The following is a 22,059-nucleotide window of genomic DNA, read 5'->3' on the forward strand; positions in this document are numbered from 1 at the left end:
GCCCCGCCGGCTCTTACGGCTGAAGTGCTCTTCAAGCCCGTCCCGCTCTGTCGGGGTTCCTTTGAGCAGGGCCTCGGAACAGGTCAGCCGTACAGCTCCGCCAGTCCGATCAGCACGGCTTCGCCCCGGTCCGCCTCCGCGTGCAGCGCATCGCTGAAGCCCGTGGCGCTGAAGCAGGCGAGGGCGCAGTGAGTGGTGTCCAGGCCACGCGCTTCGAGGAGGTCGCGGGCGCGGCGGAGGCGGTCCAGGTGGGGGAGTCCCATCGGTGTGCCCCACTTGGCCTCGCCCAGCAGGAGGACGGAGGCGGGGCCGGCGCCCGAGCCGGGCTCGGTGGCGGCGACGTCGATCTCGATCTGCCGGCGGGCCACCGGGTCGACGACGACGCCGCTTCCCACCTGGCCGAGGCCTCCGGCGAGCAGGTTCCGGCCGGGGCCGCGCAGGAACTCCCGGCACAGCGCCTCGAAACGGGGTCCAAGGACTTGGGCCGCGAAGCGTTCGCCGGAGCGCGACCAGACCTCTGCCGCCTGCCCGCTCTCCAGGAGGGGCCAGGCGGGGCGCATCACCGCCTCGTAGAAATTGATCAGCGGTTCGGCGATGCGGTACTGCGTCTTCCCGGCCCGGAAGACGTCCTGCTCGCGGACCAGAAGGTGGCTGTCCTCCAGGACGTTGAGCGGGTGCGAGATGTCGACGGACTTGCGGCCGATGTAGTTCGCGATGCCGCCCCGGGTCGCGTTCCCGTCCGCGACGGCGGCGAGGACCGAGTGGTAGAGGGCGGCGTCCCGGATCTCGGCCTCCTCCGCGAGGAGGTAGCGGGCTTCCCGGAAGAGGGGGCTGAGCGGGGACATGACCGTACGGCACAGCCAGTCGTCGAAGTCCGCGAGGCTTTCGGGGACGTCGTCGGCGAGGAACTGGCGGCGGTAGGCGGGCGTTCCGCCCAGCACGGCGTTCAGGCGGGCGGCGAGCTCCGGCTGTTCGGCCACGCCCCAGAACTCCGCCGCGCCACGGAAGCCGAACGGCTTCACCACCAGTTCCAGTTGCGCACGCCCGCGCAGCGGTGCCGTGCTGGCGAGCAGCCCGCCCATGACCGACATCGCGGAGCCGCACAGCAGCAGCCGCATCCGGCTCTCCTCGGACTGGAAGCGGTCCATCTCGCGCTGCACGATCGACGGAAGTTCGGGAGCGGCCTTGACCAGGTACGGGAACTCGTCGATCACCACGGGCATCGGCTCCCCGCGCCGGGCGGGGGCCGCGAGGGAGAAGAGGTACGTGATCGCGTCGTCCCACGTCGCGAAGGAGAACGGGGCCGGGGACTCGACGTGGCGCGCAAGCGCCGCCCCGAACTGCCGCAGCGACTCGCCCGCGGTCGCGGCGGTCGCCCCGAAATAGAACCCGCCCCGTGCCTCGGCCAGCGCCCGCAGCAGGTACGTCTTCCCCATTCGCCATCTGCCGCTGACCACGCCGAGCATCGCGTGCGGGGTGGACCGCCCCACGAACGCGGCCAGACCGTCCCACTCGGCCTGCCGGTCGAAGACGTGCGCCGGCTTCTGGGGCCTGGACCGATCCTGATCCCGCACTGTGTGTTACCCCTGTTCACCCGAGCACATCGATAAGGGATGCACCCCTTAGGGCTGCACTCCTTATGGATAGGGAGAGGTGGGCGGCGGGCCGCGTCAATCAGCCCCCGCCGAACCCGCTTCCTCCCCCTCCTCGATGTCATAGAACCCCTCCCCCTCCCACCCCCGAATCGTCGCGTGGTCCCGTTCCACCACCCTCGGGTCCTCGTGGATCAGGTAGACCGCGCCGGGGCGGGTGAAGAGGTCGGTGGTGCGGGGGATGTAGGCGCCTGCCTTGGGGGCGGGGGCCAGGAGGCTGTGGAAGGACGGGAGAGTGTGGAGCGGGGTCCAGTCCAGGTCGCGGCGGAGGCGGCCGCTTCGGGGGCAGATGAAGCTGACGCCGCGGGCCACCCGCTGCGGCGGGGGCGCCGGGGGGCCGCCACGGGCGTACAGGTCGGGGTCGAGGAGGGCGTGGACCGTCTCCGTCACCGGGTTGCGGCCCGTCGCCCGGGTGATCGCCGAGAGGTCCGCCGTGCCCTGGAGGCGCGCGGCCGTCTCCACCAGGCGGGGGCCCGCCGGGGTCGCGATGACCTCCGTGTGGGACGGGCCCCAGGTGTTGCCCACCGCGGACAGGACCTCTCGGACGTAGGAGGTCACCTGAGCGGATTCCGGGGAGTGCGGATTCAGGAGTTCCGTGTAGTCGTACACCGGTGACGTGCCCACCACCGTCTTCACCGACCGCCAGATCTCCAGGACCGTGTGGTGGCCCGCCGCGCTCACGCAGTTGACCATGTACTCGTCGCCCTGCAAGTACTCCTGGACCAGGACCGTCCCGTTGCGCTCGCCGTAGATCGACTCGCTGCCCAGGAGTTTCCCGGCCGCGCTCGCCGTCTCGTCCGGGTCGGCGCAGAAGAGCACGCCGTCGGTGCCGCCGCTGCGCAGGGGCTTGACGATGACCGGGGCGCCGCCGTGCCGCAGCGCCGCCGCCCGGGCCTCCTCCGGTGTGGTGACCGCCGCGTGCCACGCCGCGGGGACCCCGGCCGCCGCCAGCGCGCGCTGCATCTCGCGTTTGTCGCGGCGGGCCGCCGACGTCGCCGGGTCGTTGTGCCGGGGCAGGTCCAGCGCGGCCGCCAGCCGGTCGGCCAGGGCCACGCCCGAGTCCGTGCCCGCGATCACCCAGCCCACCCGGTGCGGGCGCAGCTCCCTGACGAGGGCCGCCATGTCGCCTTCGTACGCGTAACAGGCCCCGTACGTCTCCGGGGCGAACGTGCGCAGGTGGACGGCCGAGCGCTCCGCCCGGTTCTCCACGTGCACCGCGCCGATCCCGTACGCCGTGAAGGCCGGGGCCAGCAGCGCGCCCGTGGAGTGGCCGTCCACCACGACCGCCACCCGGTCGTTGATCGTCTGGATCGGCACGTCGTGCCCCCGTTCCCGTTCCGAGTCGTCAGGCCTCTCAGGCCTGCCAGGTGCCATCCCTCATCAGCGTGCGGCCCGCCAGTTCGTTCGCCTCCCGCCACGCCTGGACGCGCTGCGGGGTGACGCGGAAGTACAGGTACTCCTGCTTCTCCTCGCGCGGGTCGAAGCCCGTCCTCGCCGCGAACGCGTCCGCCGACTCCCGCTCCAGCGCGCCCTCTTCGACCGGTACGGCGGTGCCCTCGACCAGCACCACGTCCCGGGTCGCGCCGAAGGCCAGCCGTACGGCGGCGTTCGCCACGAGGTTGCGGCTCGTCGGTGCCGTACGGACCGTCGAGATCAGGAACGTCGTGCCGTCCCAGAGGAACGAGAGGGGGACCAGGTACGGCGTGCCGTCCGCCGAGGCCGTCGACACCCAGGTGTCGACGTCGTTCTCGAAGTGCTCGCGGGTGTCCTTGATCCGCTCGTCGAGCGTGCGCACTGCTGGAGGAGGAGTCTTGGTCATGGTCATGAACCTAGCCCAGGGGGTGTCTCAACATGCCTGTGTCCGTGCCCTGTTGGGCCGCATTTCGCCGCCCTGCCGGAGCGCCCCCCAGGAAACGTGGCGCCGTCCAGGACGACGCCACTCACCCCGCTCACCCCCACAGCTCCCGCGCCGGTGCCTGGAGCCAGCCGTCCTTCGCCGTCATCCTCGGCTCGATGTCGTCGACCAGGCGCACGTGCCCGTCCAGGTCGACGAACTCGGCCAGTTGGGCGGCGTGGAAGCCGACGGCGGCGGAGAGCGAACTGCCGGGCAGGCAGCCGACCATGATGCGCAGGCCCTCGCGGCGGGCGCGGCCGATGATGCGCAGCGCGGCGGTGAGTCCGCCGCACTTGTCGAGCTTGACGTTGACCCCGTCGTAGAGGCCGCGCACCCGCTCCAGGTCGTCCTCGGTCTCGAAGGACTCGTCGGCGACGATCGGCAGGGAGCGCGGCAGTCCGCGCAGGCCCGGCTCCGAGGCCGCGTCCACGGGCTGTTCGAGCATGCGGACGCGGTGCTTCTCCAGGAGCGGCAGCATCACGCGCAGGGTGTCCAGGTCCCAGCCGCCGTTCACGTCGACGACGATCCGCGCGTCCGGGCGGGCGGCGCGCAGCCGCTCCAGGCGGTGTACGTCGTCGTCGGCGTCCGGGGAGCCGAGCTTGAGCTTGAGGACGCGTACGGAACGGCTCTCGGCGATCTCCTGCTCCAACTGCCCGGGGCCCGCCAGCGAGATCGTCGTCATGATCTCCAGCGGCTTGGGCTCGGGCGTGCCGAGCAGCCGCCACACGGGGACGCCGGCCCTCTTGGCCGCCAGGTCCCACAGCGCCGCGTCGAGCGCGTTGCGGGCGGCGCCGCGCCGGAGCCGGGCGAGCAGGTCCGCGCGGTCGGCGGTGCCGCTCTCGACGAGCGGGCCGACCGCTTCGAGTTCGGCCACCGTTTCCTCGGCGGAAACCTCGAAGAAGCTCTCGAAGGGCGCGCCTTCACCGCGTCCGAGATGAGCACCGTCGCGCAATCCGTCGCGTAACTCGACGCGTACGACCGTGCACGTGAGGTCATGGCCTCGCGCGTACGTGTAGGGAAGTCCGAAGGCAATCTCCTGGCGTACCACTGCGAACTGCAAGGAATCCACGCCGAGGACGGTAGCCCAGCCTCCGCTAAAAATGACAGAGGGATGATTGAACATTTTACCTGTGATCTGCGCAACAGGTGTTTTCTGGCCAGGTCCTGGCTTGTCAATTACTCTGCGGCAGTCAATCCAAAACCACTCCGAACAGCGGAACCCTTGATCCGTTCATGGAATATCCCGCTGTCAAGGCGACCGAATCGGCCCCGTCCGCCCGGAATTGATGATCGTATGGTTGACGGACCCGCAGAGGGCACGGAACATGTTTTGGGTCGGCAAGCGGTTGCTGTCCGATCACTGCCGGCGGTCTTGTCATTTCCTATGTGGGAGGAGGCTGATTTCTGATGTCGGAAAAGGACTTCATGGGAACGCGCGACAACGAGCAGGACACCACGAAGTGGTAGTCCCGTTTTAGCGGCGCGAACAAGATGAAAAGGCCGCCCGCACCCTCCAGTGCGGGCGGCCCCTCAGCCCGGAGGGGAGAACGACTGTGGTCGGCAACCTGCCATCCACGACCGTGGAACTGGCGCCCGAGTTTCTGAAGGTGGACGGGTCGGACGACACGCGGTACTGGGAGTCGGTCCAGTCCGTGGTGGAGCTCGCCGACCGCCGCGGCCGGGACGCCAAGGGCATCCCGCTGCTGGTCGGGCTGGCCGTCCAGCACCCGGAGTGGCCGGTGCGGGCGGCCGCCGTGAGGCTGCTCGCGGAGCACCACCGGGACGACCCGGCAGCCGCGTCGGCGATCGCCGGCGGCACCCACGACCCGGTCGACTGGGTCGCCTTCGCCTCCCTGAAGGTCATCACCCGGTACCGCATCAAGGCGGCCGTTCCCGATCTCATCCGCATTTCCGGGTGGCCGAGCAATTTTGCCCGCGAGGACTTCTCCCGTAAACCGGTCGGCTGCGGCGCCGCGTTCACCAAGCGGGCCCTGCTCATCATATTCGGCACCCGGGACCCGGAAGAGCTGCGGCGCCTGGAGGACGAATACTTCACGGACATGCGTGCGCGCATACGCACCCATGCGGCGCGGCCGCGCAGAACCGAGGACGCGCTTCTGATACCGGCTGGTCCTTTTCTTGCGGGAACCGCGTCCGCGCAGAGCGGCCCTTTCCGTATGAAGCAGGGCGACAATCCGCTGCGGGCGGTCGAGCTGCCCGCCTACTCCATCGACCGCACCACCGTCACCAATGCCCGCTACGCGCAGTTCCTGGAAGAGGCCGGGGAAAGCGGTGTGTTCGACCACCCGGACCAGCCCGAGGACGGCCGGAATCACCGTCCGGCGCACTCCCACGACCCCCGGTTCAACGCGCCGGAAATGCCGCAGGTGGGAATCGACTGGTACGACGCGTGGGCGTTCGCGAACTGGGCGGGCGGCTCGCTGCCGAGCGAGCTCCAGTGGGAGAAGGCGGCGCGCGGGACGGACGGCCGGACCTACCCGTGGGGGAACACCTGGGATCCGGAGCGGGTGAACTACGTCGAGCGCTCCTACGGGCGGCAGGTGGCCGACCTGGACGAGCTGGAGGCGCTGCTGGTCACCACTACCCACGACGACACGCCCGCACACCCGGTGCTGCCCGCCGACGGCCTTCCCGGGGGCGCCAGTCCGTACGGCGTGCTCCAGATGTCCGGGAACGTCTGGGAGCTGACCCGGACCAACTTCTACACGGGCGAGGACATGGACCCGTTCTTCAAGGGCCGCCACCCGATGGAGTTCATGAACCGCAAGGACGCCTTCCACGTGCTGCGCGGCGGCACCTGGACCTCCCCGCCCGCCTGTCTGACCACGTTCTACCGGGGCAAGGACCTGATCACCGATCTGCACAACGAGGTCGGGTTCCGCTGCGTCTACGAAGCGGAATGAGAGGGCGACCGATGCGGCTCACCTCCCTCGGCCACGCGGCCGTCCTCATCGAGACCGGCGGACGGCGGATCCTCGTCGACCCGTGGCTCACCCAGCGCCTGGACCGCTTCTGGGAGCACCACCCGGCGCTGCCGGACGGGCTCGCCGAGGTCCTGGACGGCGGCGTCGACCACATCGTCCTCAGCCACCACCACTTCGACCACCACCACTTCCCGTCGCTGACACGGCTGTTGGAGGACGGCGAGGTCGACTTCGACGACAGCCCGCACCGGGCGGCCGAGACCGAGTGCATCTTCCCGGTCGGCCAGGTCCCACCCCGCTTCACCGCATCCGGCCTGGGCCACCAGGCGATCCCGTGGACCCTGCGCAGGCTCGGCTTCGAGCGGCTCACGCCGGTCACCCCGGGGAACACCGTGCACCTGGGCGACGTCGTGCTGCGCACCTTCGTCTCGAACGTGCCGTTCCCGGAGATGAGCGTGCTGGTGGAGACCGCGGAGGCGGTGGTGATGCTCTGCGGCGACTCGATCCTGCACGAGTCGACCGTCCGCCACTTCACGGGCCCCGACGCGCGCCCGATCGACGTCGCCTTCGTCCCGGCGCACAGCGTCTCGCCGCCCGGGGTGCTCACCGAGCGCAGGCCGCTGGTCGAACCCGAGGCGGTGCGGGCCCGCGCGGTCGCCAACTTCGACCGGTACGTGGAGACGCTGGGCGCCGCCGTCACCGTCCCGTCCTCCTTCGGCTGGAAGGTCAGCGGCGACGGGGAGCAGGACTACGGCTGGTGCAACCGCACGATCTTCCCGTTCACGCCCTGGGAGGCGCTCGGCCGGCTGCGCGAGCTGGGCCGCGAGGGGCTGCTGTGGGGGCCCGGCCAGGTCCTGGAGGTCGCGGGCGGCAAGGCCGAACTGCACAACGGGCCGCAGGTGCCACAGGGTTACGACTTCGAGGCGGTGTACGCGGAGGTCGCCCTCGACCCGGACGCCGAGGTCCCGGCCTTCGACCCCGAGCGCGACCGCGTCGGCCGCCAGACCCGCAGCTCGCACCGGCTGCTCGCCGAGGTGATGGAGCTCGTGGTCGGCACCGACTTCTGGTACCGGGCGCTCGACAGCGGCGCCACCCACACGATCTCGCTCCACGACGACAACGGCTCCACGCACGCCTACCTCCTGGAGCCGGTGAGCGGCCGCATCAGCCGTCTGGGCCCGGGCCCCGCCCGGGACCACCTCAGCCAGGACAACGGCTACACCGAGATCGCCGCGAGCACCCTCCAGGCGCTCCTGGACAGCGAGTTGCTCTTCGGCAGCTCGTACGGGCTGTGGGCGAGCAACAGCAATCTGCTCTCGGCGGTCTTCCACCACCCGGCGTACTACACCCGCCGGGTCGACCGCGCGCTGAGCGCCGCCGACACCGACCGGGGGCCGGTCGCGCATGCCTGAACCGCTGGGGACGCGGGTCCTCGTCGAGCACACCAGCGCCCGGCTGCGCGACAACCCGCTCGGCGACCCGGCGGCCCGCCGCATCGAGGTGCTGCTGCCGCCGGGGTACGACGAGTCGGCGCGCCACCCCGTCGTGTACTGGCTGCCGGGCTTCGGCGTCCACCCGACCCTGACGACACGGGCGTTGGCGTTCGGGGAGGCCCCGGCGGACCGGATCCACCGGGCCATGGCGCGCGGCGACATACCGGCCGCGCTGATCGTGGTCCCGGACGCCACCACGGCGTACGGCGGCTCGCAGTACATCGACTCGCCCGCCTGCGGCCGCTACCTCGGCTACCTCGGCGAGGTGGTGGCCGAGGTCGACCGGCGCTTCCCGACGCTGGCCGAGCCCCGGTGGCGGGCGGTGGGCGGGAAGTCGAGCGGCGGGTACGGGGCGGTGGTCGCCGCGATGCGGACCGACCTGTTCGGCGCGGTCCTGGCGCACACCCCCGACGCCGGGTTCGAGCACAGCTATCTGCCGCTGCTGCCGGGCGTCCTGGACACCCTGGAGGCGGCGGGCGGCGTCGAACGGCTGCTGGAGAAAAGGGAGTCGGGGCCGCACGACACCCCGTTCATGGTCGCCATGAGCCTGCTCGCGATGGGCATGTGCTACGCCGACAAGCCCGGCACCACGCCCGCCGACGCACTGCCCTGCGACCCGCGCACGGGCGTGTTCCGCCCGGAGGTCTGGGAGCGCTGGCTGCGGCACGACCCCGTACGGATGGCCTCCGCGCACGCGGATCGGCTCAAAGCACTGCGGCTGCTCTACCTCGACACCGGGCTGCGGGACGACTACCACATGCACTGGGGCGCCCGGGCGCTGCACGCCGTCTGGCGGGAGCGGGGCATCGCGCACGAGTACCAGGAGCACGACGGCGGCCACCACGGCATCGAGCACCGCTTCCTGACCTCCCTGGCCCTGCTCGGCCGGGTGTGGCGCGCGGGCGGACGGGGGGACTGAATGTGCGGGATCGCGGGCTTCATCAGCCTGGACGGGCCGCGCGAGCGGCCGTGGCTGGCCGCGCTCGGCCGGACGCTCACCGAAGCGCTGCACCACCGGGGCGAGTCGGCCGCCGAGCCGTGGGTCTCCCCGGACGGCACGGTGATGCTCGCCTGCGTACGGCTCGCGGTGCGCGACCGCTCGGCCGCCGGCGACCAGCCGATGGCGTCGCCGGACGGCCGGGTGACGCTGGTCTCCAACGGTGAGGTGTACGGGTCGCGGACGCCGCTGCCCGAGCCGTGGCCCCGGCGCACGCACTGCGACACCGAGTTCGTGCTCCAGCAGGTGAGCGGGGCCGGCGACCCCGCGCCCGTGCTCGCGGGCCTGGACGGCATGTTCGCGCTGGCCTGGCACGACGAACGCACCGGCCGCACCGCGCTGGCCCGCGACCACTTCGGGGTCAAGCCGCTGGTCTACTGCCGCACGGCGGGCGGTCTGCTCTTCGCCTCCGAGCCGCAGGCCCTGCTCGCCACCGGGCTGATCGCGCCGGAGGTGGACCGCACCGAGTTCGTGCTGCGGTCCTGGGTGCGGATGGACGCGGCGGACGAGCGGACCTGGCTGACGGGGGTGCACGCGCTCCAGCCCGCCGAGTACCTGGTGGTCGAGGGCGCGCGGGTGCGGACCGGGCGGTACTGGCAGGTCCCGTTCGCGGACGAGCCGGTCGGGGCCGAGGAGATCCGGGCCGCCTTCGACCGGGCGGTCGCCCTGCGGGCCGCCGCCGACGTGCCCCGAGCGGCCGTGCTCAGCGGCGGCGTCGACAGCTCCGCGATCTTCGCCGCGCTGCACACCCAGGGCGTCGCGCTGCGGCCGTACGTCGTCCGGTACGAGGAGGGCATCGGCGGCTCGGACAGCGACGTCGCGCACGCCAGGACCGTGGCCGCGACCCATCAAGTTCCGCTCACCGTCGTCGAGTTGTCGCGCCGCGACGCCGTGAAGCTGATCCCGGAGGTGGCCGGGCGGCTCGCCCGGCCGATGCTGCACGGCGCCGAGCTCGCCATGTACCAGCTGTACGAGCGGATCGCGGCCGAGGGTCAGGTGGTCGTCTACTCCGGCCACGGCGCCGACGAGATGTGGGGCTACCAGGACGGCGGCTACTTCCCCGTGGTGGCCCCGGACGCGCCGACGCATCTGCACGGCCGCCACTACCTCACCCACCGGCTCTACCCCGACGAGCGGCCGCTGTGGGGTGAGCTCGTCGAGTGGCTCGCCGGGCAGCTCGACGTGGACATGGGCGGGATCAGGGAGCGGGTGTGGGAGCGGGTGCTGCGCGAGTACCGCGCGCCGGACACCCTCGACCCCCTCAAGCGCGGCCGCCACCATCTGATGCGCCGCTTCCTGGTGTACGTCAACGACATGGTCGACCTGACCTCGTCCACGTACACCCTGGAGGACCGGCCGGTCTTCCAGGACGTGGCGCTCGCCGAGCTCGCCTTCCGCTCGCCCGAGCACCTCAAGAGCACCGGGAAGCCCGGCAGCCACAAGGACCTGCTGAAGAAGGCGCTCGGCGGGCTGCTGCCGCCGTCCGTGGTCCACCGCCGCAAACAGGGCTTCCCGGCCCCGTCCGACCCGTCGTACCGCGAGGCCCTGCGGGCGCTCGCGGACGAGCAGGGCATGCCCTTCGGGCTGCCGGAGCCGCCCGGGCCGCTGAAGGCCGCGCTCGGCACCGGTGAGCTCATGTACCTCGCATCCGCCTCGGCCTGGCTGGCCGGAACAGGGAAGTAGGAAACACCACGATGGCCTCCACCGAACGCTGGCACTGGCGGACCGTGCACGACGCGACCGCCCTGGAGGACGTACCGCCGCACCTGGGGCCCCAAGAGGCGCAGGAGTGGTGCAACTTCACCGTGTGGCACCCCGAGCGGCTGCCCGCCGGGTGCGAGAGCGCCACCACCACGCTGCGCAAGGAGGCGCCGCCCGGCCGCACCGGCCAGGACTCCGGCCGCACCCCGTGGTCGAAGGCGAACCCGGCCGCGTTCCGCACCGAGATCGGCGGGGGCGGCAGACGGCTGCGGCTCAAGCAGTTCCTGTACGACTGGGCGTTCCCGGCGGCCGACCACCCGGCGCTGTGGGGCAGCGAGACCCTCACCTTCCCGATCGGCGAGGGCCGGGTGGTGTGGCTCGGCACCGACTACCTGGGGCACGCGGCGGCATCGGCACGGATGAGCCGGACGACCGTCGAACTGTCCGTACTGGAAGGGGAGTTCACCGGCGAGGAGCTGGTGGAGCTCTACCGCTCGCTGCGGCCCGCCGTGCCCGGGGCGCCCGCCCGCGTGATCGGCACGCCGTTCGGCGAGCTCAGCTACTGGGCGCGCCACCAGGACGTGGACATGGTGTCCGTGCCGACCGGCCTGTTCACCTTCCACCGCCGCACCCGCCCGCACGAGGGCGACTGGGTGGCCCCGGAGGAGCTGGCCGCCTTCCTCGCGGCCCAGCGGCTGCCCGCCCTGCTCGGCGGCTTCCCCGCCGACAGCGCGGCCGTCTTCGCCGACGCCGACGGCTCCCGCGAGCTGGAGGTGATCTACACCTCCACGGGCGGCGACGAGCTGCGGCTGACCCTCCAGCGCCCGGGCGGCGGCCGGATGCCGTTCCCGCCGCAGCGCGAGAAGCACCCGGCGCAGGCCAAGGAGATCGGCCTGGCCGGGCGGACGCTCTACCTGGCGTACGTAGACGAGGGCGTCGGTCCCTTCGACGCGATGTGGCACGACGTGGCCGCCGGGGTCGAGGCCAGGCTCCTGAGCAGCGCCCGCGAGGGCCTGGACAAGCAGTTCGCGCTCGCCCGGGTACGGGAGGTCCTGGCCGCCGCGCCCCTGACGGGAGAGGGGGCCGTCCTGTGACCTCCGGCCCGTCCGCGAGCGATGCGGGGCGCGAGCTGTACGACCCCGCGACCGGCCAGGTCCACGGCCGCCTCCCCGACAGCACGCCCGCCGAGTGCGCCGAGGAGGTGCGGCGGGCGGCGCGCGCGTTCGACGGCTGGTACGCGGCCGGGCCCCGCCACCGCGCGGACCGGCTGCACGAGCTGGCCGACGCGGTCCACGAGCGGCGGGCCGACTTCGTCGAGCTGGAGCGGCGCGGCGCGGGCAAGCCGGTCGCGCGGATCGGCGGCGAGGTCGACTTCGCGGTGCGCTCACTGCGCTGGTTCGCCGGGCAGGCGCTGCGCCCGTCGGGCGAGACGCACCCGTCGGGCCCGGGCACGCGCGCGTACACGGACCGGATCCCGCTCGGCGTGTGCGCGGCGGTCGTCCCCTCCAACTACCCGCTGCTGATGGCCGCCTGGAAGGTGGGCGGCGCGCTCGCGTACGGCAACACGGCCGTCGTGAAGCCCGCGCCCGAGACCCCGCTGAGCGTGCGGCTGCTGGTGGAGCTCGGCGGGCGGGTGCTGCCCGGGGGCGTGCTCGGCGCGGTGTACGGCGGCGCCGAGGTGGGCCGGCTGCTGTGCGCGCTGCCCGAGGTCGCGGCCGTCTCCTTCACCGGCTCCACGGCGGCGGGCCGCGAGGTGGCCGCGCGCTGCGCCGAGTCGGTCAAGCGCGTCTCGCTCGAACTGGGCGGCAAGAACCCCCTGGTGGTCTTCCCGGACGCCGATCTGGAGGCGGCCGCGGCCGCGGCGGTGGAGGCGTTCACCGGGAACTCGGGCCAGATGTGCGTCGGCGCCTCCCGGCTGATCGTCCACGAGAGCGTGCACGACGACTTCGTACGGGAGGTGGCCGCGCGGGCCTTCGCGCGCCGCGTCGGCCCCACCGACGACCCGGACACGGAGCTCGGCCCGCTGATCACCCGCCGGGCCGTGGAGCGGGTCGCGTCGGCGGTCGAGGAGGCGGTGGCCCACGGCGTCCCGGCGCTGCTGCCGCCCGGCCAGAAGGACGTACGACCGCTGCTCGACGGGCAGTTGAGCGGCGGGTACTACGTCTCTCCCGCCGTCCTCGACGAGGTGCCGGGCACGCTCCGGGCCTGGCGCGAGGAGCTGTTCGGGCCGGTTCTGGCGGTGCGCTCGTTCCGTACCGAGGAGCAGGCGCTGGCTCTGACGCACGACACCGAGTACGGCCTGTCGGCGTCCGTGTGGACGGCGGACGGCGGGCGTATCGAGCGGTTCGCGCGGCGGCTGCGGGCCGGGATGCTCTGGTTCAACACCTGGGGCGACACCGACGAGCACATCAGCGTGGGCGGCATCGGGCAGAGCGGCTACGGCCGTGAGCTGGGGGTGCACGCGGCCGAGCAGTACACGCACACCCGGGCCGTCTGGATCGGCCACCCGGCCCCGGACCTGGAGGGGAGCTGACCGTGTCCGTCTTCCTGGACTTCCGCAGCGACACCCGTACCGCCCCGGACGCGGCGATGCGGGCGGCGATGGCCGCGGCCGAGGTGGGCGACGACGCCTACGGGGACGACCCCTGCGTACGGGAGCTGGAGGAGGAGGGCGCGCGGCTGCTCGGGACCGGGGCGGCGCTGTTCCTGCCGAGCAGCACCATGGCCAACCTGGTCGCGGTGCTGGCGGCCGCGCCCGGCACCGGCACCCGGCTGCTCGTGGGCGCCCAGAGCCACATCGCGCTGATGGAGGCCGAGGGGATGCGGCGGTTCGCCGGAGTGGAGCTGGTGGCGCTGCCGGAGCGCGACGACGGCGCCCCGGACCCGAGGGCGCTGGCGGCGGCGCTGCGCGCGGGCGCCGGGCGGCCGGGGATCGTGGCCCTGGAGAACACCTGCATGATGCACACCGGCAACGCGCTCGACCCGGCCGAGGTGGACCGGCTCGCGGGGCTCGGCCGGGAGCGCGGGGCGCACGTCCATCTGGACGGGGCGCGGCTCGCCAACGCGGCGGTCGCGCTCGGGGTGCCGCTGGAGAAGCTGGCGGCCCCGGCGGACAGCGTGACGTTCTGCCTGGCCAAGGGGCTCGGCGCGCCGGTGGGGTCGCTGCTGTGCGCGGACGCGGAGTTCGTCGCGCGGGCCCGGGAGCTGCGGCTGCTGCTCGGCGGCACCATGCACCAGTCGGGCGTGCTCGCGGCGGCGGCCCTGGAGGGGCTGGCGCGGGTGCCCCGCCTGGCCGAGGACCACGCGCTCGCCGCGCAGCTGGCCGAGGGGCTGGCCGGGGTGCCCGGGGCGGTGGTGGGCGACCCCCCGTGCCCGACCAACATCGTGACCGTGCGGCTGCCCGGCCGCGACCCCGACGACCTGCGCGAACGGCTCGCGGAGCGGGGTGTGCTCGTCCTGCCGCTGACGACCGGGTCCGTACGGTTCGTGGTGCACCGGGAGCACCGGGCCGAGGCGGTCCCCCTGGTGGTGCGCGCACTCGCGGAAGCGGCACTCCGGTAGGACTATTCGCCCAATCAGTGACGACTCCTCATCTTTTTCTCATTAAACTGCAAATCCGTTCACCCGCTCTGTGATTCTGGCGCCCGGATGTCCCCCGGTGTGTCTGAGGAGCGGGTGTGCGGCAGCGATTCCTTCGGCTCGGCCTGTCCCTGGCCGTCGTCGTCTCAGCGGTGATGGGCAGCCTCGGCGCCCTCACCCCCGGCGCGGCGCGGGCCGTGGACGACGCCGACGTCGGCATCGTCAAGAAGGTCGCCGGGGCGACCATGCCCCTGGAGCCCGGCGGCGTCTTCACGTACAGCCTCACCGCGTCGTGCTCCTCGCTCACCACGTCGTGCGTGAACGCGGTGATCGAGGACGTGCTGCCCGCCGAGTTCGAGATCACCTCGCTGCCGAAGACCACGGACGGCCGGGTGGTGGCGTACGACGCGGCCACACGCAGGCTCACGATCCGCTTCACCGAGTCGCTCACCAACCCGGCCGGGTCCACCGGGCTGCCCGCCGGGGTGAACCGCAACATCGTGATCGGCATGCGGGTGCCCGTCGAGACGACGCTCGCGGACGGCTCCACCGTCCCCAACTCCGCGACCATCGACGCCGACAACGCGGCCGAAGCGACCGCCGGCGCCGATGTGACCGTCCGCATCCCGCGCGAGGTGCGCCCGGCCACCACCAAGAAGTGGACGGACGGCTCGGCGGTCGCGCAGTCCGGCGAGGAGTCGCTGATCACCCTCGGCGTACGCAACGGCTCCTCCACCTCCGCCGAGGTCACCCGGCTCGCGGTCACCGACACCACCCCGGCCGTCTTCGACGACTTCGACGTGACCGGGGTCGGCCCGGTGGACCGCTTCCCGGCCGGGGCCGACCGGGTGCGGGTCCTGATGTGCACCAAGCCGGTCGGATCGCCGTGTACCGATGGGGAGTTGGTGGCGGGGCCCGTCGGGCCCGGGCCGGATGTGCCCCTGCCGAACGGGGTGGACCCCGCGAAGATCACCGGGGTGCGGTTCGAGTTCACGGCCGCCTCGGGGGCGAAACTCCCGTACGACGCGACCGGCGGCTCGGTCGGGCTGCGGCTGAAGCTGCGCGACACCGTGCGCTCCACCGGCGACCCGCTGGCGCCGACCACCCGGCAGCGGGTGGACAACTGCGCCACCACGACCGCCCGGGACACCGTCTCCGGCGCGGTCACCGGCCCGCAGGCCTGCGCCTCCTTCGACATCCTGCCGAACATCGCGACCGTACAGGGGACCAAGGGCTACTTCTCCGACACCGACGGGAACTACGCGGCCGACGGCACCGCCGTCATCGGCACCGACCCGCCCGTCTCGATGGTCCTCGGCGCCCGCAACACCTCCTCCTTCCCGGTCGCCACGCTCACCATCACCGAGCCGTCGACGACGGCGGTCAGCGAGTTCGACAAGTTCGACGCGGCGAGGCTGCGGGTGGAGTTCCCGGCCGGGGCGACCTCGGCGACCGTCACGGTGGTCTGCCGCGACGGCTCCACGCCGGCGCCGGTGCAGCTCACCCAGCCGCCCGTACGGCACGACCTGCCCGCCACCGGCTGCCCGTCCGGCAGCCCGCCCCGGCAGGTCTCGGTCACCTTCCGCGGCACCGACGCCAAGGGCAGCGGCACCATCGCCACCAACGCCCAGGGCAAGCTCGCGCTGCACGGGATCCTCAACAAGAAGGCCACCGAGGAGGACGCCCGGGACGGGGTCGCCAACTGCGCGGACGTCGCCGCGACCAACCCCGTCGACGGGGCGGGCGCCGGGGCCGGGACCGCCTGCGAGGCGCTGCGCCCGCAGAACCCGCGCACCGACATCCGCGGCTCCAAGACCGTCGACCGGAACGAGCTCCCGCCGGGCACCCCGGTGACCTACACCCTCGACCTGGCCAACGCGGGCACCACCGAGATGGTGAAGCCCGCGATCACCGACCCGGCCGACCCGACCGCCGCGGGCAACCCCTTCGACGTCGTCCGCCTCACCGGGCTCTCGGTCCGCTACCGCTATCCGTCCGGCCTTCCGGTGCTCCTGGAGGTGTACGACCCGGTGGCCGGGGCGTGGGTCGCGTACAAGGAGGCCGACACCGCGCTGCTCACCCGCGCCAAGGGGGTGCGCGCCCGGCTCGCCGACGGCGGGCTGCCGCCGCAGAACGGCCGGATCATCGTCGAGGTCGAGGTGGTGCGGCGCGACGGCGTCGCGGACGGCGTGTCCTTCCGCAACTGCGCGCGGATCACCTCCGACGGCAAGCCCGTGGGCGGCGACTACTGCACCGCCGAGGAGAGCACCACCAAGCCCGCGAACGCCGCCGGTTCGGTGCAGAAGACCCTCGCCCCCTCCACCGTGGCCCGCACCCTGCCCGGGGTGCCGCGCCAGGAGCCGGACGTGCGCATCCGCGCCGAGAACACCGGCAACGTCAACCTCAGGCAGCTGGTCGTCACCGACGTCGACGCGGACTTCTACGACGCCGTCGACTTCGTGCGCCTGGGCGGGGTCACCTTCCCGCCGGGCGCCGACCGGGTGCGGGTCGACGCCTGCACCACCGGGTGCGCCGCCACCCCGCCGGTGTTCATCGACGGCACCACGACCGGGTCCAGTACGCCCGGGCTGCCCGCCGGGGTGAGCGCGGCCGAAGTGCGCGGCCTGCGCTGGACGTTCACCAGCTCGACCGGCGGATACGTCCTGACCCCGGGCCCGGCCCGCCGCGCCGACGCCTGCCCGGTCACCGTCTGCTTCAAGGTCGCGGCCCGGCAGTTCCTGCGCTCGGCGCCGACCACCGAGATCCCGGACGAGCTGAGCGACACCGCGAGCGGCGCGGGAGAATCCCGGCTCCAGCAGCCCGGCACCCTCTTCGACTTCGGGGACACCACCGCCACCCTCAAGGTCAAGCAGGGCACGGCCCAGCTCGACGTGGCCAAGACCCCGGACTCGCGCATCGGCCCCGGTGAGACCGCCCCGTTCACCCTGACCGTGCGCAACACCGGCACCGGCCCGGTCCCGGGGCTCGTCGTCGCCGACCCCGTCCCGGACCTGCTGCGCTTCGACGAGGCGTACGCAGGGGAGCGCGGGCTGCCGTTCAAGGTCGGCTATACGGTCCCGGCCGGGACTCCCCCGCCGCCCGACCCGGTGTACGAGCCGGGGCGCGGCCCCGACGGCCGGGTGACCGCACCGCGCTGGCGCTGGCCGTCCTGGACGATGCTGCCCGGCACCGAAATCAGGATCACGTTCCAGGTGAAGCTCGCCCCGGGCGTGCCGGGCGACTCGGTCGCGCAGAACGAGTTCGGCGCCGGCTCCGAGGGCCGCCAGGACCTCACCTGCCTGATCAACTCGCCGCGCGACGGCCAGGTGGTGGACGGCGAGGCGTACGGCAAGGGCCGCTACTGCACCTCGCGCGCCGAGATCACCACGCTCGCGGGCACCGCCTTCGAGGCCACCAAGTGGGTGGCGGGCAACGCGGAGCTGGCCTTCTACAACACGGTGACCAGGCAGTACGTACCGCTGGACTCGCCCGCGTGCCCGGTGCTCAAGCAGGGCGGGCGCACCTACACGCAGTTCCCGTGCACCGCGCTCGTGCAGCCCGGCGAGCACTTCGACTACCTGATCCGGGCGGTCAACTCCGGTACCGACCCGACCACGGAGATCCGGCTGCTCGACATCTTCCCGTACCAGGGCGACACCGGGGTGCTGCTCGGCAACCAGCAGCGCGGCACCGAGTGGAACCCCCGCCCCCGGCTCGCCGGGCCGCCCGCGCTGATCGGCACCGGCACCCTCACCACCCGGTACGCGACCGTCGCCAACGCCTGCTCCGACCTGATCGCCACGCCCCGGCGGGACTGCGCGCACGCCGAGTGGGACGCGGCGTACACGGCTCAGGCGAGCGGCGCGGAGCTGCGGATCGGCTTCCCGCAGCCGCTCGCGCCGGGCGGTGAGGTGTTCGTGCGGATGCCGATGGCGTCGCCGGTCGACCTGGACCGGCCGGGCGCCCCGGCGATCGCCTGGAACTCCTTCGCGCACTCCGAGACCGTCCTGCGGAACGGGCACCCCGAGGTGCTGCCGACGACCGAGCCGCCCAAGGTCGGCGTCGGGATGCGGTTCGGCAACCTGCGCGTCGACAAGGTCGCCGAGAACCCGCCGGACGGAGTGCCGCTCGGCCCGTACACCCTCGCGTACCGCTGCACGGTGACGCCCACCGGCGGCCGGCCGGTGACCGTCCGCGACGGCACCTTCGAGGTCACGCTGTACACGCCGATGGCGCTGGTCGGGGTCCCGGCCGGGGCCCGCTGCAAGGTGTGGGAGACCGACTCGGCGGGCGCGCACAGCTCCAGCCTGGGCGAGGCGAACGCCTCGGAGGTCACCATCACCCCGGCGACCCCGGACGAGGAGGGCCAGCACGTCACCATCACCAACACGTACACCAACGCCTCACTCAAGGTCCGCAAGGCGGTGACCGGGCCCGCGGCCGGTGAGGTGGGCAAGGGGCCGTTCACGGTCCGGGTCGACTGCTCCTTCAACGGGAACCGCCTCACCGGCTTCCCCAAGGACCTGAGCTTCGACGGCGGCGGCGAGCAGTCCGTCGACACCCTGCCCCGGGGCGCGCGCTGCACCGCCACCGAGCCGGGCGGCGGGGGCGCGACCTCGGTCGTCGTCACCGCCACCGGGTCGAGCGACCCGAAGACGGCGGTCATCGGATCGGTCCCGGACGAGACGGCCGGGCTCACGGTCACCAACGCCTTCGAGACGGGCGCGCTGAAGATCGTCAAGCGGATCCAGGGCACGGGCGCCCAGTTCGCCGACCGCACCTTCCGCTTCCGGGTGGCCTGTACGTTCAACGGCCACCGGGACGCGGTGATCCGCACGGCCACCGTCAAGGCGCCGCGGCTGACGGCGGTGATCGACGACCTGCCGGTCGGCGCGGAGTGCACGGTGACCGAGGTCGACCCGGCGGGCGCGGACGCGGCCCCGGCGCCGGTGGGCCCGGTGACCATCGGCGAGGGGGCCCCGGCCACGGTGGCGGTCGACGTGGCCAACACCTTCTCGACCGGCCGTCTCTCGCTGGTCAAGCAGGTGGTCGGGGCGCCGGACGACGCCCCGTACGCCAAGGAGTTCGCCTTCCGCGTCACCTGTGTGCGCGAGGGCGAGAACGCGGACGGCGACCCGCTGGTCGCCTTCGTGATCCGCAAGCGGTACGCGCTCGCCGCCGGGCAGACCCTGGACATCGACACCCCGCTACCGCTCGGCGCCCGCTGCTGGGCCGAGGAGACGGCCGACGGCGGCGCCACCTCGACGACCGTGGACCACGGCAGCCACGCCACGGCGGCGATCGTCACCAAGGACCGCCCGCACCTCACCGTCACGGCCAGGAACACCTACGCCACCGGCACGCTCAAGCTGACCAAGAAGGTGACGGGTTCGGCGTCCCGGTTCGGCGAGGACCGCACCTACGCCCTACTCCTGACCTGCACGGTCGAGACCGCCAAGGGCCAGAGCACAACGGTCGTGGACCGGCGCCGGTACGAGATCACCGGCTCGGGCGAGCGGACCGTCGACGACCTCGGCTTCCCGCTGCCGAAGGGCGCGCGGTGCTGGGCCGAGGAGGCCGACGACGGCGGCGCGACCTCGTCGTCCGTCGACCACGGCGAGCCCGGCCGGGCGGTGGTGATCGGCGGCGGCGAGAACGACGCCGTCACCGTCACGGCGACCAACGTCTTCGACGCGGCCGAACTGACCGTGGCCAAGCGGGTGGTGGGCACGGCGGGCGCGGGCAAGGGCCCGTTCACCTTCACGGTCGCCTGCGAGGTGCGGGGCGCACCGCTTGACCTCCCGGAAGCCGACCGCGAGTTCGCACTGGAAGCGGGCGGCAGCCGGAAGATCACCGTGCTCAAGGGTGCGACCTGCACGGTCAAGGAGACCGACGCGCCGGCCGGGGCGAAGGTGACGGTGGCCGACAGCGACGGCGAGGCGGACGGGACCGTCCGCGCCACCGGCTCGTCGACGGTGACCTACACCAACGACTACGGCGACACGCCCCCGTCCCCGACGCCGAGCCCCTCCCCCACCGACCCGGAGCTCCCGCCGACCGGCGCGGGCGACGTGCTGTGGCTGCTGATCCCGGCGGCCGGGGCGGTGGCCCTCGCGGTGGGCCTGGGCGCACTGGGCCTGAGGTCGCGGCGGTCGAGGGGAGCGCACAGGTAACGCCTGATCCAAAGCACCGGGGCCCGGACCGTTTTCGTACGGTCCGGGCCCCTCGGCGTTGCGCGAGGCGCTGGTCAGACGCCCGCGGAGTCCCAGCCCGGCTCGGCGGGGGCGGCGGTGACGGCCTGGTGGGAGGGGGTGGCCGCGAGGGTGGCACCGCAGAGGCCGAGCAGGGCGGCGGCGGTGACCGTGAGGAGCGTGGAGACGACCTTGCGGCGCATGGGAAACCCTCTTCTTCGATGTGGTCGGTTTGGCCGGTTTCTTTCCCTTCCGGCGAGCACCATCGTGCCGAGCGCGCAGGGCCCGTGTCGCGGATTTCGGCTGGCACAAAGGACCCTGACACGACCGTGCCACCCGGGGGTAACCGAAGCCCCTCCCCTGAGTCGCACAGGGGGCTCACAGCAACGTCAGCCCCGTAGTGACGGACGGTCATGACCGTGACTGTCCGCGTAATGGACGGCGTTTGTGCAGGCGGCGAGTGGTCTGCACAATCCACTCGACAAAGATCGCCCTTTGGGGAGGCCGCACGGGCGCCGGGTCACTCCGGGGCTTCTTCCCCCGCCGCCAGCGCTGTCGGTGCGCTCCATGTGCGAGCCGCTCCACACACGCGCCGGGGGGGAAATCCGTGCTCGTTCCACTTGGGCTGACCGAACAATCCGACACGCTGTACCGGTTGATTCTCAGACAGCCGGAACTAGGGGTTCCGGGGGTGGTGGACACCCTGGGAAGACCCGAGGACGAAGTCCGCTCGGACCTGGAGGAACTGACCCGCCTCTCGCTCCTGGCCCCGTCCTGGCGCAGCGACGGGCGGCTGCGGGCGGTGAACCCGAAGGCCGCGCTCGACTCGCTGCTCGCCCATCAGCAGGCCGAGATCGCCCAGCGGCACCGGGCGCTCGCCGAGAGCCAGGCCGCCGCCAGCGCGCTGCTCTCGCAGTACGCCGAGCTCCACCCGGCCCGCGAGACGCACGAGGCGGAACGGTTCCAGGGCATCGGGGCCGTACGCGCCAAGCTCACCGAGCTCAGCTCGCGCATCCGCGCCGAGTCGGTGGCGTTCATGCCGGGCGGGGCGCAGAGCCCGGAGTCGTACAAGGCGAGCGAGCCGCTGTCCCAGGAGCTGCTCGCCCGGGGGGTGCGCATCCGCACGATCTATCTGGACTCCATCCGCAACGACCCCGCGAGCTTCGAGCACGCGCGCTGGCTCACCGAACGCGGCGGCGGGGTGCGGACGGTGCCCGCGCTGCCGATGCGGATGTACATCTGCGACCGGGAGGCCGCGATGGTGCCGATCGACCCGGCCGACTCCGCGCAGGGGGCGGTGCTGCTGCGGGAGCCGGGGGCGGTGGCGGCGTTCTGCGCGCTGTTCGACGCGGTGTGGGAGACGGCGACGCCGTTCGGCGAGCCGCCGCGCCGCAGCCTCGACGACCCCGGCTCGCAGCCGCGCGAACTGCTGCGGCTGCTCGCCCAGGGCTATACGGACGAGGCCGCCGCGCGGCGCCTGGGGATCTCCCTGCGCAGCGAACGGCGGCTCATCTCCGAGCTGATGGAGAAGCTCAACGCGCAGAGCCGGTTCCAGCTGGGGCAGCGGGCGGCGGAGTACGGCCTGTTGTAGGCGTACGGCGCCGGGG

The 22,059-nt window shown here is 72.9% G+C and carries 14 protein-coding genes; 9 read left to right on the forward strand and 5 right to left on the reverse strand.

The annotated features are described in order from the left end of the window. Positions 1-83: 83 nt before the first annotated feature. The 4 genes from QIY60_RS12280 to QIY60_RS12295 all read right to left on the reverse strand — a co-directional run bounded on the left by QIY60_RS12280 (position 84) and on the right by QIY60_RS12295 (position 4,615). The gene (locus tag QIY60_RS12280) at positions 84-1,574 is read right to left on the reverse strand and encodes an ATP-binding protein (RefSeq protein ID WP_349253914.1); all 1,491 of its coding nucleotides are present in this window, start codon (positions 1,572-1,574) and stop codon (positions 84-86) included. Between the two features lie 96 nt (positions 1,575-1,670). Continuing rightward, positions 1,671-2,969, reverse strand: coding sequence for an ATP-grasp domain-containing protein (locus QIY60_RS12285; RefSeq protein WP_283142444.1), 1,299 nt, complete (start codon positions 2,967-2,969; stop codon positions 1,671-1,673). Positions 2,970-3,006: 37 nt separating this feature from the next. Further along, entirely contained in the window at positions 3,007-3,471 is a 465-nt protein-coding gene (locus tag QIY60_RS12290; RefSeq protein WP_283142445.1) for a pyridoxamine 5'-phosphate oxidase family protein, read from the reverse strand. Positions 3,472-3,601: 130 nt separating this feature from the next. Next, positions 3,602-4,615 carry a dipeptide epimerase gene (locus QIY60_RS12295; RefSeq protein WP_283142446.1) on the reverse strand — a complete coding sequence of 338 codons (1,014 nt, stop codon included), beginning with the start codon at positions 4,613-4,615 and terminating at the stop codon, positions 3,602-3,604. Between the two features lie 484 nt (positions 4,616-5,099). On the opposite strand from QIY60_RS12295, the gene QIY60_RS12300 reads away from it, so the two are divergent. The 8 genes from QIY60_RS12300 to QIY60_RS12335 all read left to right on the forward strand — a co-directional run bounded on the left by QIY60_RS12300 (position 5,100) and on the right by QIY60_RS12335 (position 20,434). Next, positions 5,100-6,470: an SUMF1/EgtB/PvdO family nonheme iron enzyme gene (locus QIY60_RS12300; protein ID WP_283142447.1), complete on the forward strand. Its 1,371-nt coding sequence runs from the start codon at positions 5,100-5,102 to the stop codon at positions 6,468-6,470. Between the two features lie 11 nt (positions 6,471-6,481). Continuing rightward, positions 6,482-7,903, forward strand: a complete 1,422-nt coding sequence (locus tag QIY60_RS12305) for an MBL fold metallo-hydrolase (RefSeq protein ID WP_283142448.1) — start codon at positions 6,482-6,484, stop codon at positions 7,901-7,903. Beyond that, positions 7,896-8,903 carry an alpha/beta hydrolase-fold protein gene (locus tag QIY60_RS12310; protein WP_283142449.1) on the forward strand — a complete coding sequence of 336 codons (1,008 nt, stop codon included), beginning with the start codon at positions 7,896-7,898 and terminating at the stop codon, positions 8,901-8,903. The genes QIY60_RS12305 and QIY60_RS12310 overlap by 8 nt, the downstream gene beginning before the upstream one ends. Continuing rightward, positions 8,904-10,664, forward strand: a complete 1,761-nt coding sequence (locus QIY60_RS12315) for an asparagine synthetase B (RefSeq protein ID WP_283142450.1) — start codon at positions 8,904-8,906, stop codon at positions 10,662-10,664. An 11-nt stretch (positions 10,665-10,675) separates the two neighbouring features. Next, the gene (locus tag QIY60_RS12320; protein WP_283142451.1) at positions 10,676-11,776 is read left to right on the forward strand and encodes a hypothetical protein; all 1,101 of its coding nucleotides are present in this window, start codon (positions 10,676-10,678) and stop codon (positions 11,774-11,776) included. Beyond that, positions 11,773-13,215 carry an aldehyde dehydrogenase family protein gene (locus QIY60_RS12325; protein ID WP_283142452.1) on the forward strand — a complete coding sequence of 481 codons (1,443 nt, stop codon included), beginning with the start codon at positions 11,773-11,775 and terminating at the stop codon, positions 13,213-13,215. The genes QIY60_RS12320 and QIY60_RS12325 overlap by 4 nt, the downstream gene beginning before the upstream one ends. Before the next feature lie 2 nt (positions 13,216-13,217). Beyond that, complete coding sequence (locus QIY60_RS12330) at positions 13,218-14,243, forward strand: GntG family PLP-dependent aldolase (protein WP_283142453.1); 1,026 nt, start codon at positions 13,218-13,220, stop codon at positions 14,241-14,243. 116 nt (positions 14,244-14,359) lie between these two features. After that, a complete protein-coding gene (locus QIY60_RS12335; RefSeq protein WP_283142454.1) occupies positions 14,360-20,434 on the forward strand; it encodes a DUF5979 domain-containing protein in 6,075 nt (2,024 codons plus the stop codon). 74 nt (positions 20,435-20,508) lie between these two features. Here the strand turns inward: QIY60_RS12335 and QIY60_RS12340 are convergent, their stop codons facing one another. Continuing rightward, complete coding sequence (locus QIY60_RS12340) at positions 20,509-20,655, reverse strand: hypothetical protein (RefSeq protein WP_283142455.1); 147 nt, start codon at positions 20,653-20,655, stop codon at positions 20,509-20,511. A gap of 488 nt (positions 20,656-21,143) precedes the next feature. Here QIY60_RS12340 and QIY60_RS12345 point away from each other — a divergent pair, with 488 nt between their 5' ends. After that, on the forward strand, positions 21,144-22,043 hold the full coding sequence (locus tag QIY60_RS12345; RefSeq protein ID WP_283142456.1) for a LuxR C-terminal-related transcriptional regulator: 900 nt from the start codon (positions 21,144-21,146) through the stop codon (positions 22,041-22,043). Positions 22,044-22,059: the final 16 nt, after the last annotated feature.

This window comes from Streptomyces sp. BPTC-684, assembly GCF_030028635.1.
Lineage (GTDB): Bacteria > Actinomycetota > Actinomycetes > Streptomycetales > Streptomycetaceae > Streptomyces > Streptomyces noboritoensis.